13 protein-coding genes are annotated in these 13,462 nt (G+C 65.6%); 8 read left to right on the top strand and 5 right to left on the bottom strand.

The genetic code is table 11. The features are described 5' to 3' along the window. Nucleotides 1-152 precede the first annotated feature (152 nt). Nucleotides 153-503 carry a hypothetical protein gene (locus ACMGG8_RS20965; protein WP_060839009.1) on the bottom strand — a complete coding sequence of 117 codons (351 nt, stop codon included), beginning with the start codon at nucleotides 501-503 and terminating at the stop codon, nucleotides 153-155. A 559-nt stretch (nucleotides 504-1,062) separates the two neighbouring features. On the opposite strand from ACMGG8_RS20965, the gene ltnD reads away from it, so the two are divergent. The 6 genes from ltnD (at nucleotide 1,063) to ACMGG8_RS20935 (ending at nucleotide 7,768) form a co-directional block, all read left to right on the top strand. Further along, nucleotides 1,063-1,968 carry an L-threonate dehydrogenase gene (gene ltnD / locus ACMGG8_RS20960; RefSeq protein WP_060839010.1) on the top strand — a complete coding sequence of 302 codons (906 nt, stop codon included), beginning with the start codon at nucleotides 1,063-1,065 and terminating at the stop codon, nucleotides 1,966-1,968. Nucleotides 1,969-1,978: 10 nt separating this feature from the next. Then, on the top strand, nucleotides 1,979-3,271 hold the full coding sequence (gene otnK / locus ACMGG8_RS20955; protein WP_060839011.1) for a 3-oxo-tetronate kinase: 1,293 nt from the start codon (nucleotides 1,979-1,981) through the stop codon (nucleotides 3,269-3,271). Beyond that, complete coding sequence (locus ACMGG8_RS20950) at nucleotides 3,268-3,906, top strand: aldolase (RefSeq protein ID WP_060839012.1); 639 nt, start codon at nucleotides 3,268-3,270, stop codon at nucleotides 3,904-3,906. Before otnK ends, ACMGG8_RS20950 begins: the two co-directional genes overlap by 4 nt. 186 nt (nucleotides 3,907-4,092) lie before the next feature. Beyond that, a complete protein-coding gene (locus ACMGG8_RS20945) occupies nucleotides 4,093-5,556 on the top strand; it encodes an SLC13 family permease (protein ID WP_414158324.1) in 1,464 nt (487 codons plus the stop codon). Between the two features lie 21 nt (nucleotides 5,557-5,577). After that, complete coding sequence (otnI, locus tag ACMGG8_RS20940; protein WP_414158323.1) at nucleotides 5,578-6,375, top strand: 2-oxo-tetronate isomerase; 798 nt, start codon at nucleotides 5,578-5,580, stop codon at nucleotides 6,373-6,375. Nucleotides 6,376-6,700: 325 nt separating this feature from the next. Beyond that, nucleotides 6,701-7,768 carry an alpha/beta fold hydrolase gene (locus ACMGG8_RS20935; protein WP_414158322.1) on the top strand — a complete coding sequence of 356 codons (1,068 nt, stop codon included), beginning with the start codon at nucleotides 6,701-6,703 and terminating at the stop codon, nucleotides 7,766-7,768. A 179-nt stretch (nucleotides 7,769-7,947) separates the two neighbouring features. Here the strand turns inward: ACMGG8_RS20935 and ACMGG8_RS20930 are convergent, their stop codons facing one another. From ACMGG8_RS20930 to ACMGG8_RS20915, 4 genes are all read right to left on the bottom strand, one after another. Then, complete coding sequence (locus tag ACMGG8_RS20930) at nucleotides 7,948-8,760, bottom strand: DeoR/GlpR family DNA-binding transcription regulator (RefSeq protein ID WP_060839016.1); 813 nt, start codon at nucleotides 8,758-8,760, stop codon at nucleotides 7,948-7,950. Between the two features lie 138 nt (nucleotides 8,761-8,898). Then, nucleotides 8,899-9,168 carry a hypothetical protein gene (locus ACMGG8_RS20925; protein WP_060839017.1) on the bottom strand — a complete coding sequence of 90 codons (270 nt, stop codon included), beginning with the start codon at nucleotides 9,166-9,168 and terminating at the stop codon, nucleotides 8,899-8,901. 22 nt (nucleotides 9,169-9,190) lie between these two features. Further along, on the bottom strand, nucleotides 9,191-9,784 hold the full coding sequence (locus tag ACMGG8_RS20920; RefSeq protein ID WP_235758350.1) for a hypothetical protein: 594 nt from the start codon (nucleotides 9,782-9,784) through the stop codon (nucleotides 9,191-9,193). Continuing rightward, the gene (locus ACMGG8_RS20915) at nucleotides 9,781-10,530 is read right to left on the bottom strand and encodes a substrate-binding periplasmic protein (protein WP_060839019.1); all 750 of its coding nucleotides are present in this window, start codon (nucleotides 10,528-10,530) and stop codon (nucleotides 9,781-9,783) included. Before ACMGG8_RS20915 ends, ACMGG8_RS20920 begins: the two co-directional genes overlap by 4 nt. 173 nt (nucleotides 10,531-10,703) lie before the next feature. On the opposite strand from ACMGG8_RS20915, the gene ACMGG8_RS20910 reads away from it, so the two are divergent. Both ACMGG8_RS20910 and fabV read left to right on the top strand, forming a co-directional pair. Beyond that, nucleotides 10,704-11,735, top strand: coding sequence for a lysozyme inhibitor LprI family protein (locus tag ACMGG8_RS20910; RefSeq protein ID WP_060843422.1), 1,032 nt, complete (start codon nucleotides 10,704-10,706; stop codon nucleotides 11,733-11,735). Nucleotides 11,736-12,012: 277 nt separating this feature from the next. After that, entirely contained in the window at nucleotides 12,013-13,209 is a 1,197-nt protein-coding gene (fabV, locus tag ACMGG8_RS20905; RefSeq protein ID WP_060839021.1) for an enoyl-ACP reductase FabV, read from the top strand. Nucleotides 13,210-13,462 lie beyond the last annotated feature (253 nt).

The raw sequence follows: 13,462 nt of genomic DNA, 5'->3' as shown, positions 1-13,462 counted from the left end.
AAAGAGTATTTGGCGATGAAGTTTCAGGTGAGGTTCAGCTAAGAGACTAAGTTCAGTGCTGCAACAGCCGAGCTTATATAACGAGGGGTAATGAAAAAGTGCTCATGCCAGAGACCGGATGACATGAGCACTTGATATAACTTTGCCGATGATCAATTCAACACGTGCCGGGAGATGTCCTTGTACGTGTCGCTGTCGGTGGCGGCCATCAGTTGCCGGCCATCCTTGAGGGTGCCGATGAAGGTCACTTCGTTTTCCGTCCCCGCCATCAGGTAACCGGCAATGGCGCCTACCGGCCCCAGCAGCATGGCGCCGGCCACGCCATAACCGAAGGCGTCCTTGTTGGCGACGGGGCTTTCAGTGGCGATCTCCAGGCTCTTGAACGCCGACGCCTTGACCTCGACACCGGAGCTGTTGAATACCGTCTTGAGCCTGAAGGTGCCGTGCCGGTACTCGCCGGCGCCTTGCAGAAAATCGCCCGATAGAACTTCGATCTTTGCCATGTTGAATCATCCTTGTCCAAGCATAACCAGATGGGCCATTGAGCCCCTGGTCATGGGGGGCGTCAACGGGGTTGCGATGAAGGGTGCTACCACCAGTCCGCCTTCACCTGTCCTGAGCCTCGGCCAGGATCCTGCGCTCAATGCTGATCCAGATCAGGGCTGTGAATGTTTGTAGCAGTCCGCGGCGCCCGGACCGCGTCGTTCCGACCAGTGGCGGTCACGCAGCCGGGGCGGGGCGGCGGGGAATGGCGATGTTAAAAAATGTTAGATTGAAAAATATCTTCACATAATCCGTTCATTGGTGGATGATCGTTCACAGCCAACGTTCAACCTGATAACAACAGCAACAGGATGGCCACGATGATCGATTCGCTCCTGCCTTCCAGCGCACCCGCTCAGGGTGCCCTGTGCCGCCACGCTGCCCATTCGGGCGCAGTGCCTGTTGCTGCCTGTTCACCTTCGTCTGCCGGGCCCGCTGCCCGGGTTTCCCTGCCTTCCCCGGTTGCTGGCCGTCGCCTGTCTGGCGTGGTCCGGCCGTGGTCTTTCACTGGAGTCCCCCATGAATAACAACAATGTCGGTGTCATCGGTCTTGGCGCCATGGGCCTGGGCATCGCCCGGTCGTTGCTGCGCAGCGGTTTCAAGGTGCATGCCTGTGACGTGCGTGCCGCCGTCACCGAGCAGTTCGCCGCCGAAGGTGGCGTGGCCTGTGCCTCGGCCGCCCAGCTGGCGGAGCAGTGCGAGGTGATCATCACCGTGGTGGTCAATGCCGAGCAGACCGAGAGCGTGCTGTTTGGCGAGGGCGGGGCGGTGGCGGCATTGCGCCCCGGCAGCCTGGTGATCGGTTGCGCCACCGTGGCCCCGACCTACGCCGTGGACCTGGGCCAGCGCCTGGAGGCCCTGGGCTTGCTCTATCTGGATGCACCGATCTCCGGGGGCGCGGCCAAGGCCGCCGCCGGCGAGATGACCATGATGACCTCCGGCCCGGCGGCCGCTTACGCCAAGGCCGAGGCGATCCTCGCCGGCATGGCGGGCAAGGTCTATCGCCTGGGGGATGCCCACGGGCTGGGCTCCAAGGTCAAGATCATCAACCAGTTGCTGGCCGGGGTGCACATTGCCGCCTCCGCCGAAGCCATGGCCCTGGGCCTGCGCGAAGGGGTGGACGCCGATGCCCTGTACGAGGTGATCACCCACAGCGCCGGCAACTCGTGGATGTTCGAGAACCGCGTGCCGCATATCCTCAAGGCCGACTACACGCCGTTGTCCGCGGTGGACATCTTCGTCAAGGACCTGGGCCTGGTGCTGGATACGGCCCGGGCCAGCAAGTTCCCGCTGCCGCTGTCGGCCACCGCGCACCAGATGTTCATGCAGGCCTCCAGCGCCGGTTTTGGCCGCGAGGATGACTCGGCGGTGATCAAGATCTTCCCGGGCATCGAGCTGCCCGTGGCCAAGCCTGATGCCGTTTGAGGAGCCTGTGATGACGACTTCCACTCCACGCCCGTTGCTGGGTTGCATCGCCGATGACTTCACCGGCGCCACCGACCTGGCCAACATGCTGGTGCGCGGCGGCATGCGCACGGTGCAGAGCATTGGCATTCCCAGCGCCGAAGTGGCCGCCGGCCTGGACGCCGACGCCGTGGTGATTGCGCTGAAGTCCCGCACCACGCCGGTGGGCGAGGCGGTGGCCGAATCCCTGGCGGCCCTGCACTGGCTGCGCGAGCAGGGCTGCGAACAGATCTTCTTCAAGTACTGCTCGACCTTCGACTCCACCGCGGCGGGCAATATCGGTCAGGTCAGCGAGGCCTTGCTCAAGGCCCTGGGCAGCGATTTCACCCTGGCTTGCCCGGCGTTTCCGGAGAACGGCCGGACGATTTTCCGTGGCCACCTGTTCGTCCAGGACCAGTTGCTCAACGAGTCCGGCATGCAGCATCACCCGCTGACGCCGATGACCGACGCCAACCTGGTGCGGGTGCTGCAAGCGCAGACTGTGCTGCCGGTGGGCCTGCTGCGTTACGACAGCGTCGCCCAGGGCGTGGACGCGGTGCGGGCGAAGATCGCCGAACTGCGGGGCAAGGGCGTCGCCATGGCGATTGCCGATGCGCTGTCCGATGCCGACCTCTACACCCTCGGCGCGGCCTGCGCCGACCTGCCGCTGTTGACCGGCGGTTCCGGGCTGGCCCTGGGCCTGCCGGAGAACTTCCGCCGCGCCGGCAAGCTGCGGGACCTGGACGCCGCGAGCCTGCCGCCGGTGGCCGGTGGCGAAGTGGTGCTGGCCGGCAGTGCCTCGGCGGCCACCAATGCCCAGGTGGACGCCTGGCTGGAAGCCGAGCGCCCAGCCCTACGCATCGATCCCCTGGCCCTGGCGGCCGGTGAACCGGTGGTGGCCCAGGCCCTGGCCTTTGTCCAGGCCCAGCAGGACACCGTGCTGATCTACGCCACCAGCACCCCCGAGCAGGTCAAGGCGGTGCAGCGGCAATTGGGCGTGGAGCGCGCCGGGGCCCTGGTGGAGAACGCCCTGGGCGAGATCGCCCGGGGCCTGCGGGATAACGGCGTGCGCCGCTTCGTGGTGGCCGGTGGCGAAACCTCGGGGGCGGTGGTCAAGGCCCTGGGCGTGCGCCTGTTGCAGATTGGCGCGCAGATCGACCCCGGGGTGCCGGCCACGGTCAGCAGCGGAGGCGAGCCCCTGGCCCTGGCCCTGAAGTCCGGCAACTTCGGCGGTCGCGACTTTTTCAGCAAGGCCCTGGGCCAACTGGCCGGAGGTCAGCCATGAGCCGGGAAAACGCTCTGCGCGAAGAAATCTGCGACGTCGGCCGCAGCCTCTATCAGCGCGGCTACACCGTGGGCAGCGCCGGCAACATCAGCGCGCGGCTCGATGATGGTTGGCTGATCACCCCCACCGACGTCTGCCTCGGGCGCCTCGATCCGGCGGCGATTGCCAAGGTCAACCTGGCGGGGGAGTGGGTCAGCGGCGACAAGCCATCCAAGACCCTGGCCCTGCATCGTCAGGTGTATGACCGCAATCCGGGGGTGGGCGGGGTGGTGCACACCCATTCCACCCATCTGGTGGCACTGACCCTGGCCGGGGTCTGGCGCGACGACGACATTCTGCCGCCGCTGACCCCGTACCAGGTGATGAAGGTCGGGCACATCCCGTTGATCGGCTACCAGCGTCCGGGTTCGCCCAAGGTTGCCGAGCAGGTGGCGCAACTGGCCAACCGGGTGCGTGGGGTGATGCTCGAACGCCTGGGCCCGGTGGTCTGGGAAAGCAGCGTGTCCAAGGCCAGCTACGCCCTGGAGGAACTGGAGGAAACCGCGCGCCTGTGGTTGCTCACCCAGCCGCGCCCGGCGCCTCTGGACCAGACCGCGCTGGATGAACTGCGGGACGCCTTCGGCGCCGCCTGGTAAACGCAGCACGACTGCCAACGCTTGATGCAAGCCTGTCCCCGGGAGCCTTGACAGGACTCCCGTGGGGAGCGGCTTGCCGGTAAAAACAATAACAACAGGACTTCCCGAGATGAATGACTGCATGTGCTTTACGGGTTCCAGCGTCACCTGCCACACCTGCCAGCCACTGTGTGGAGGGCTTGGCCAATGAGCCCGCTGATTCTGATGATCACCGCCGGGGCCGGTATCGCCCTGCTGCTGTTTCTGGTGCTCAAGTACAAGTTCCAGCCCTTTGTCGCGCTGATGCTGGTGAGCATCCTGGTGGCGCTGGTGGCCGGGGTGAAACCGGCGGAACTGGTGGCCACCATCGAAGGGGGCATGGGCAAGACCCTTGGCCACATCGCCATCATCATTGCCCTGGGCGCCATGATCGGCCGCATCATCGAACTTTCCGGCGGCGCGGAGGCCCTGGCCAAGACCCTGATCGAGCGCTTCGGCAACCGCCGCACGCCCCTGGCCCTGACCATGGCCGGCTTCATCATCGGCGTGCCGGTGTTCTTCGAAGTCGGGGTGATCATCCTCATGCCGCTGGCCTACGGCGTGGCCCGCAGTGCGCGCAAGCCGCTGCTGGTGTTCGCCTTGCCGATGTGCGCCGCGCTGCTCACCGTGCACGCCTTCCTGCCGCCCCATCCGGGTGCGGTGGCGGCGGCCAGCCAGCTGGGCGCGGACCTGGGCCGGGTGCTGATGTTCGGCCTGCCGCTGACCGCGCTGCTGTGCTATGTCGGCTACCGCGTGGCGGGGCGCATGACCCGGCGCAACTACCCGATGACCGACGACATCCGCGCCGAAGTCTATGGCCCGCACGTCACCAATGAAGACCTCGCGGCCTGGAACAACGGCGCTGCACAGCCGGCCAGCCCGCAAGCGGTGGCGGCCGTGGCCCATATGGGCCTGGAGGAGTCCACCGGCACTCTGGCGGCGAAGCTGCCGCCGGCGCCGCCACCGGGGTTCGGCCTGATCGTCGGCCTGATCCTGCTGCCCATCGTGCTGATCCTGCTGGGCACCCTGGCCACCTCGCTGCTGCCGGTGGAATCCACCCTGCGCGGGGTGCTCACGGTACTTGGCGCGCCGCTGGTGGCGCTGCTGCTGGACACCTTGCTCTGTGCCTGGCTGCTGGGCTCGCGCCGTGGCTGGAGCCGCAGCCAGGTGTCCGATGTGATCGGCTCGGCGCTGCCCGGGGTGGCCATGGTGATCCTGATTGCCGGGGCCGGCGGGGTGTTCGGCAAGGTCCTGGTGGACACCGGGATCGGCGCGGTGGTCTCCGACCTGCTGCGCACCACCGGGCTGCCGGTCCTGGCCCTGGGCTTCTTGCTGACCATGCTGCTGCGCGCCGTGCAGGGCTCCACCACCGTGGCCCTGGTGACCACGGCCGGGATCATCGCGCCGCTGATCGCCACCCTTAACCTGAGCCCCAACCACATGGCCCTGCTGTGCCTGGCCATGGGCGGTGGCGGGCTGGCCATGTCCCATATCAACGACGCCGGGTACTGGATCTTCACCAAGCTGGCCGGGCTCAACGTCGCCGATGGCCTGCGCACCTGGACCGTGATTACCACCTTGCTCGGCACCTTGGGGTTCTGTATTACCCTGCTGATCTGGCCGTTTGTCTGACCCTTTGTCCCAGGAGTTCCCATGCCTCGTTTTGCTGCCAACCTCAGCATGCTCTACCCGCAACACGACTTCCTTGAGCGGTTTTCCGCTGCGGCGGCCGATGGTTTCAGCGCGGTGGAATACCTGTTTCCCTACGACTACAGCCCCGCGCAACTGAAACAGCGCCTGGACGATAACGGCCTGCAGCAGGCCCTGTTCAACGCGCCGCCCGGTGACTGGGCGGCGGGGGAGCGGGGCATCGTCTCCCTGCCCGGACGCGAGCAGGAGTTCCGCCAGGGTTTCGACAAGGCCCTGGAGTACGCCGCGGTGCTGGGCAATTCACGGATCCACGTGATGGCCGGCCTGCTGCCGTCGGAAAGCGACCGCGCCCGGCATCACGGGGTGTACCTGGAGAACCTGGCCCACGCCGCGACCCAGGCGGCCAAGGTCGGAGTCACCGTGCTGCTGGAGCCGATCAACACCCGGGACATGCCGGGGTTCTTCCTCAATCGCCAGGACCAGGCCCAGGCCCTCTGCAAGGAAGTGGGTGCGGCCAACCTCAAGGTGCAGTTCGACTGCTACCACTGCCAGATCGTCGAAGGCGACCTGGCTGTAAAACTGCGGCGGGATCTGCCGGGCATCGGCCATATCCAGATCGCCGGGGTGCCGGATCGTCACGAGCCAGACCTTGGCGAGTTGAACTATCCCTACCTGTTCCAATTGATGGACGAGCTCGGCTATGACGGCTGGGTCGGTTGCGAATACCGCCCGCGTGGCGACACCTCCGCCGGCCTGCAATGGCTGCGCGACTGGCAGGCGCGCCAAGGCTCGGCGGTGTAGCCGCTGCTGCAGGTTGCGCAGGAAAAGGCATCTGGGGAACGTCGCGCAAGGCCCTGCGGGCATCGCTTTATGTAGCCGCTGCCGAAGGCTGCGAACGAGCCGTAGGCTCGCAGCGACTCCCTGGCCGCCGAGGCCCCTGCGGGCCTTCGCGCATCGCTTTATGTAGCCGCTGCCGAAGGCTGCGAACGAGCCGTAGGCTCGCAGCGATTCCGCGACCGCCGAGGCCCCTGCGGTGCCTTGCGCAGCCTGCGGCAGCGGCTACAGAGGGTACGCAGGCCACGAACGGCTTGCGATGATTCGTAGCGATAAACACAGGAGTTTTTTCATGCAGCGTCTTGTCCGCCGGGCCGCGTTCGGCCTGATTCTGTCCCTGGGTGGTATGTCCCTGGCCGCGGCCGCGAGCTTGCCGCCGGCCACCGAGGGTGATTGGGTCGCCCCGCAATTCACCTTTCACAACGGCGAACAGCTGGCCAACCTGAAACTGCACTACATCACCCTGGGCAACCCCCAGCACCCGGCGATCCTCTACCTGCACGGCACCTACCGGCCGGCCAGCGACCTGCTGAGCAAGGATTTTGGCGGTGAACTGTTCGGCCCGGGGCAGCCTCTGGACGCGAGCAAGTACTACATCATTGCCACCGACGGCATTGGTGTCGGCCAGTCGAGCAAGCCTTCCGATGGCCTGCGCGCGCGGTTTCCCCAGTACAACTACGACGACATGGTCCAGGCCCAGTACCGGTTGGTCACCGAGGGGCTGGGGGTCAAGCACCTGCGCCTGATCATCGGCAATTCCATGGGCGGCATGCAGACCTGGCTCTGGGGCCAGCAATGGCCGCAGATGATGGACGCCCTGGTGCCCATGGCCTCCCAGCCCGGGGAAATGTCCTCGCGCAACTGGATGATGCGCCGCCTGCTGGTGGAGTCGATCAAGCAGGACCCGGCCTGGGACAACGGCAATTACCGGGTCCAGCCGCCGTCTCTGCGTCTGGCCAATGCGTTGTTCGCCACTGGCACCAGCGGCGGCACCCTGGCCTATCAGGCCCTGGCGCCGACCCGGGCCCAGGCCGACCAGTTGGTGGATGAACGCCTCAAGGCGCCACAGACCGCCGATGCCAACGACTTCATCTACCAGTGGCAGTCTTCGGCGGACTACAACGCCGCGCCGGGGTTGAGCAAGATCCAGGCGCCGGTGCTGGTGATCAACGCCGCGGACGATGAGCGCAACCCACCGGAAACCGGCACCCTGCAAGCGGCGCTCAAGCAAGTGAAAGATGCTCGCCTGCTGTTGATTCCCGCCAGCGCCGAAACCCGCGGGCATGGCACCACTGGCATGGCCCGGTTCTACGCCCGCGAGTTGGGGCAGTTCATGGCTGAAACCGAGAAACCACGCTAGCGGCCATGCACGCTCTGGGTGGCGAGGGAGCTTGCTCCCGCTGGGCGGCGCAGCCGCCCCAAACCCGGACGGCGCAACCTTTCAGACGTTGAGGGGCATCAGGCATTGCGTCTGCTGCGCAGGCGCGCGGGAGCACGCGCCGTCGCCACGGATTGCACGTGTTGGGGGTTACCGCTGACTCAGGATTGTGCCGGCAGCAGCAACTCCACCCCGTGCTTGCGAATCCCGTCCGCTGCCGCCGGGGCCAGGGCGGCGTCGCTGATGATGATGTCGAACTGCTCCAGTTCGGCGATCTTGTACATGCCGAAGGTGCCGTACTTGGAGCTGCTGGCCACCAGCACCGCCTGGGTCGCCGACTGCATCGCCACCTGCTTGACCTCGACCTTCAATGCCGAGGGCGTGGTGATGCCCCGGCGCAGGTCCCAGGAACTGGTGGAGATAAAGGCGATGTCCGTCACCACCTGACGCAGGGTGGCCACCGCCAGCCCGCCGACACAGGAATGGTTGGAGTGATCCAACTGGCCTCCGGTGTGAATCACCGTGACCTGGGGCGCCTCCATCAAGGCCTGGGCCACGCCGAAATCGTTGGTGATCACGGTCATCCCCGACAGCGCCTTGATGTAGGGCACGATCTCCAGGGTGCTGGTGCCGGCGTCCAGGTAGACCGTCATGTCCGCGTGCAACAGGCCCGCCGCGAGCTTGGCCATGGCCTGCTTCTGCGGCAGTTCCACCACCGCCTTGGACTGGTGGCTGGGCTCGCTGTGCAACTGGCTGGCGATGCGCACGCCGCCGGTCACCGAGTGGGCGCGGCCTTCCTGTTCCAGCAGGGCGATATCCCGGCGCACGGTCATGTGCGAGCAGTCGAACATCTCCATCAACTGATGCACGCTGAGCACCTGATGCTTGCGCAACTGGCGCAGGATCTGCTCGCGGCGCTGCTCGGGAATCATCGGCGCGCCGCTGTCGCTGGCAAGGTCCTTGGGGGTAGGCATTGAAGCTCCGGTTTGGCGGGTCGGCAAAGGCAGAAATCGGCACGCCATAGTAGCGAATGTAGCTGCCGTGGACGAGATTTAGTGCCGTGCGCGCGTCAGAAAACGCTTCGCAGAATCAGCGAGCCAGTTCGTTACGGGTCAGGGGCAGAACGGGCAATACAGATTGTCGAGAAAGTCCTGGCTGTCGATGTTGTCGTCAAGCACCTGCACCACCACCGGGCCATGGTGTTTGCATTGCAGGACCTGCCCGGCGCCGCTGCGGCTGGGGGGCTGGTCGCTGAATTCATGGCTGCCGCACCAGGGGCATTTGCGCACGCTGGCCTCGCTCTGGCCGAGGATCGCCAGGTGCCAGCCGCAGCCGGCGCAATGGAGGCGATGCAGCGGGCGGGCAGGGGTAAAGGTCGGCATGGAACATTCCTTGGCGCGGGGCTCAGCCCGGCATCAGCAGTCGTTTGAGCAGGCGGGTCAGCGGTTGGCGCGCCTTGCGGTGCTTGAAGGCCCCCGGGATGTGCAGCAGGAAGCTGCGCCAGGGATAGCCGCCGGGATCGCGTTGCGCTGACTCCAGGTAGTCGTGCAGGGCCAGCGCCGACTCGCGGTTGAAGGCCCAGAGCATCTGGCCTTTGTAGGCCACGGAAAAATAGGCCTCGCTCGGCCAGTTGAGCGTGTGACGCGCCGAGTACCGGCAGTGTTCGCAGGCCAGCGAGCCCAGGTCCAGGCCGTGATCGCGATACCAGTAGGGTGAACACTGCCAGTGGCTGGCCAGGTAGCCTTCGGGCAGCGGACCCAGGCTGTGAGTCGGGTCGCCGTGCAGGCCGGGAAAGTACAGGGCGTAGTGACGGTAGTGCCCGCAGCTGTCCTGCTCTTGCCGATAGTCCAGCAGTGGATGGTCGGCGAAGAACGGCACATCGACCTTGCGCGCGATGGGCCTGGAGACGACGAAGTCGAAGCGCGCCTGGGCCCCGCATTGCGGGCAGTTGAGTGCCAGTTGATGGGGCATGGCGCTCCATTGGACAAGGCGGGTCATGGCTTGAATTCACCCACCTGTGGGGGCGTGCGATCGATATGCCAGCGCTGCATGAACGCTTGCAGGCTGCCATCGTCTTTCATCGCGTCCAGGGCCCGCTGCCAGCGGGCCACCTGGGCTGCATCGACCTTGGGCGAGAAGGCGATGTAGGCGTCCTGGTGCATCAGCGGCATCTGGTAGCGCAACTGTTCGAAGGGCAGGCCCACATTGCTGGCGAAGGTACTGACGCTCATGGTGTCGGCGACCACGTACTGCACGCGGCCGATCTGCAGCAGGCGCATCATGATTTCCGGGCTGTCGACGCCCCACAGGTTGTCCAGGCCCTGCTGCTTGAGGTAGCTGTAGACCAGCCATTTGCGCGGTACGGCGATCTGGCCCTGGGCCTGGCTCAGGTCGCTGATCGGCGGAGTGTCGCCGCTGCGGGTGTACAGCGCGGTTTCGGTGCGCATCAGCGGGCCGACCCATTGGTAGCGGGATTCACGCTCCTGGGTGCGCAGGATGGTAAACACCGCGGTGTCGGCGTCCTCGCTGGCATCGCGCAGGGCGCGCAGCATCGGGCGTTGCTGCACCTGCACCGGGTCGCCGGTGCGTTGCGCCAGGGCTTGCACCACCTCCACTGCGAAGCCCGTCATGTGCGGGCCCTGCTGAAAGTGCAGCGGCGGGTGGTTGTCGGTCAGCATGCGCAACTCACCGGCTTGAGCGGTGAGGCTCAACAGCGGCAACAGTGCCTGCAGCATCCATTTCATGCAGTGCCCTTGGGGGATAAAAACCAGAGCTTAGTACGACTGGTTGCCGCCTGTCGCGCTAAAACTGTGGGCCTGCCGCGTGCCTTGGCGGGCCATGCCGGGGCGATTTTGTCGTCGGCAGATGGCTCTGCTGCAGGTATCCTGGCGCGGCCTTCGTTGAATGGAATCGACCCATGTTTGCCCCCCTTGTTCATCCCCTGCGAGCCAGTGGCTTGCTGCTGGCGCTGCTGGCCTGTGGCCAGGGCGCCCAGGCCAGCAGTTTCGACTGCGCCAAGGCCGCCAGTGCCAGTGAAAAGGCCATCTGCGCCGACCCCTATACCGCCGGGCTGGACAGCCGGTTGGGCAAGGCCTGGACGGCCGCCCTGGCCGAGGCCAAGGACCCCAAGGCGCTGCGCCTGGGCCAGCGTGAATGGCTCAAGCAGCGCGACCAGTGCCAGGCCGATCTGGGCTGCCTGCGCAGCCAATACCTGAGCCGGCTGACGGTGCTGCGCTATGTGAACATTCCGTTCAGCTGGCAGGGCACCTGGCAGCGGGTCTCGGTCAGCCCGTTCTACGGCGGTGAGCTGGTGATCCGGCGCAGCGGCGAGGATCGTCTGAGTTTCGACCTGTCGGCCATGGGCGGCGCCAATTCCGGTGCGCTGGCGGGCAAGCTGCAGCTCAAGGACGGTGAAGCCCGCTACGGCGTCGAGGGCTGCAAGCTGCGCTTCACCCCGCGCAACGGTCTGTTGCAGGTGACCCAGGAGGGCGATGCCTATGCCTGCGGCGCCGGCTCGGGGGTGTATTACGACGGGCTCTATGTGGCCTCCCGGCAAATCCTGGAGAACCAGTACGATTTGCTGTCCACCGCGCTGGTGCGTACCGAGGCAGAAGACCAGCGCGCCCGCAAGCTGCTGCAACAGGATTACCAGACTCTGCTCGACAGCGGCTCGGTGTTCTCCCAGGACACCTCGGCCGAGCTTCCGGGCGCCGAGGTCACCGATATGTGGCTGCAAGGGCTGGCTACCACCCATGCGGCGATTTTCGTGCGCGGTGCCCAGGGTGAGTTGTGGGTCGCGCTGCTGGCGGTGGTGGGCCCCGCCGATGAAGTGCGGGTGCGCTACTACACCACCGAGCCTGCGTGGAAGCAGCGCCTGCCGGACGTGGTACAGCGCTGGTACGAGGCGCGCAGCCAGGGCCAGCAACTGCCGCTGGACAGGATGCCCTGAAGCACAGGCCGGCCGGACTTCATCATCTGTTGATGAACGTGGCTGCAGAAATTTCGCCGAGTGGATGCACAAGCCTGCCGGTGCAGCTGCTAGAGTCTCGGCCCTGGCCGCCTGGATGTCGCCCCGAGGGTGCCGGCACGGGGGCGCCAAGCCTCGGCCTGCCGGGCAAATTCCATCAGTTGGTGACGCGAAGCCATTGTGAGCGTCTACGACCTTAGCAAGTGACACTGCCGCCGCCGTTACCGGCGCCTGGCACATTGAAATTGGGAGATTGTGAATGGTCATCAAACCCCGCGTTCGCGGCTTTATCTGTGTGACGACCCATCCGGTGGGTTGCGAAGCCAACGTCAAGCAGCAGATCGATTACGTCACCCAGCAGGGCGCCATCGACGCAGGGCCGAAGAACGTACTGGTACTCGGCGCCTCCACCGGCTACGGCCTGGCCGCGCGGATCACCGCCGCCTTTGGCTGCGGTGCCAACACCCTGGGTGTGTTCTTCGAGCGCGGCAGCGTTGACGGCAAGCTGGGCACCGCCGGCTGGTACAACACCGCAGCGTTCCACAAGTTCGCCGAAGAAAAGGGCCTGTACGCCAAGAGCATCAACGGTGACGCCTTCTCCGACGCGGTCAAGGCCGAAACCATCGAAACCATCAAGCGCGACCTGGGCAAGATCGACCTGGTGGTCTACAGCCTGGCCGCCCCGCGCCGCACCCACCCCAAGACCGGTGAAGTGCTGAGCTCGACCCTCAAGCCCCTGGGCAAGTCCGTGACCCTGCGCGGTGTCGACACCGACAAGGAAATCGTCAAGGAAACCACCCTGCAGCCGGCGACCCAGGAAGAGATCGACGGCACCGTGGCGGTGATGGGCGGCGAAGACTGGCAGATGTGGATTGACGCCCTGCACGACGCCGGTGTCCTGGCCGAAGGCGCGAAAACCACCGCCTTTACCTACCTGGGCGAGAAGCTGACCCACGACATCTACTGGAACGGTTCGATTGGCGAAGCCAAGAAGGACCTGGACCAGAAAGTCATCGGCATGCGCCAGCAACTGGCCGACCTGGGCGGCGACGCTCGGGTGTCGGTGCTCAAGGCCGTGGTCACCCAGGCCAGCTCGGCGATCCCGATCATGCCGCTGTACCTGTCGCTGCTGTTCAAGGTGATGAAGGAGCAGGGCAGCCACGAAGGTTGCATCGAGCAGGTCTACGGCCTGTACAAGGACAGCCTGTACAACAGCGAGCCGGTGATCGACCAGGAAGGCCGCCTGCGTGCCGACTACAAGGAACTGCAACCCGAGGTCCAGGATCGGGTCAAGCAGCTGTGGGACCAGGTCACCAGCGAGAACCTCTACGAAATGACCGATTTCGTCGGTTACAAGCATGAGTTCCTGCGCCTGTTCGGTTTCGAGATCGAAGGGGTCGACTACGAAGCCGACGTCGATCCGGACGTGAAGATCAGCAACCTGATCCAGCTGTAATCCGCTCGTAGCATCAACCAGCGCCCCTCCCTCGTGAGGGGCGTTGTCGTTTGCATCCCCCTGTTTCCCGTAGGAGCCAGCTTGCTGGCGAAGAGGCCCGCAGGTCTTGTGCTGGTCTTGGAGACGCCTTCGCTGGCAAGCCAGTGGCCGCTGCGGTTCGCGCCGCCAGCATGATCAGTCCGGGCGCTTGATCAAGGGTGGGAGCGAGCTTGCTCGCGATGGTGGTCAACGAAAACGCCGCGTTCACGGGGGC

Origin of the sequence: Pseudomonas sp. BNK-45 (assembly GCF_047456255.1) — a bacterium.
GTDB lineage: Bacteria > Pseudomonadota > Gammaproteobacteria > Pseudomonadales > Pseudomonadaceae > Aquipseudomonas.
Note: the sequence above shows the minus strand (reverse complement) of the source record. Positions and strands in the feature narration are given on the sequence as shown.

What these genes read in the sequence shown, in the direction of transcription:
- ACMGG8_RS20965 (WP_060839009.1), bottom strand. Translation starts at nt 503, where the DNA reads ATGGCAAAGATCGAAGTTCTATCGGGCGATTTTCTGCAAGGCGCCGGC.
- ltnD (WP_060839010.1), top strand. Translation starts at nt 1,063, where the DNA reads ATGAATAACAACAATGTCGGTGTCATCGGTCTTGGCGCCATGGGCCTG.
- otnK (WP_060839011.1), top strand. Translation starts at nt 1,979, where the DNA reads ATGACGACTTCCACTCCACGCCCGTTGCTGGGTTGCATCGCCGATGAC.
- ACMGG8_RS20950 (WP_060839012.1), top strand. Translation starts at nt 3,268, where the DNA reads ATGAGCCGGGAAAACGCTCTGCGCGAAGAAATCTGCGACGTCGGCCGC.
- ACMGG8_RS20945 (WP_414158324.1), top strand. Translation starts at nt 4,093, where the DNA reads ATGAGCCCGCTGATTCTGATGATCACCGCCGGGGCCGGTATCGCCCTG.
- otnI (WP_414158323.1), top strand. Translation starts at nt 5,578, where the DNA reads ATGCCTCGTTTTGCTGCCAACCTCAGCATGCTCTACCCGCAACACGAC.
- ACMGG8_RS20935 (WP_414158322.1), top strand. Translation starts at nt 6,701, where the DNA reads ATGCAGCGTCTTGTCCGCCGGGCCGCGTTCGGCCTGATTCTGTCCCTG.
- ACMGG8_RS20930 (WP_060839016.1), bottom strand. Translation starts at nt 8,760, where the DNA reads ATGCCTACCCCCAAGGACCTTGCCAGCGACAGCGGCGCGCCGATGATT.
- ACMGG8_RS20925 (WP_060839017.1), bottom strand. Translation starts at nt 9,168, where the DNA reads ATGCCGACCTTTACCCCTGCCCGCCCGCTGCATCGCCTCCATTGCGCC.
- ACMGG8_RS20920 (WP_235758350.1), bottom strand. Translation starts at nt 9,784, where the DNA reads ATGACCCGCCTTGTCCAATGGAGCGCCATGCCCCATCAACTGGCACTC.
- ACMGG8_RS20915 (WP_060839019.1), bottom strand. Translation starts at nt 10,530, where the DNA reads ATGAAATGGATGCTGCAGGCACTGTTGCCGCTGTTGAGCCTCACCGCT.
- ACMGG8_RS20910 (WP_060843422.1), top strand. Translation starts at nt 10,704, where the DNA reads ATGTTTGCCCCCCTTGTTCATCCCCTGCGAGCCAGTGGCTTGCTGCTG.
- fabV (WP_060839021.1), top strand. Translation starts at nt 12,013, where the DNA reads ATGGTCATCAAACCCCGCGTTCGCGGCTTTATCTGTGTGACGACCCAT.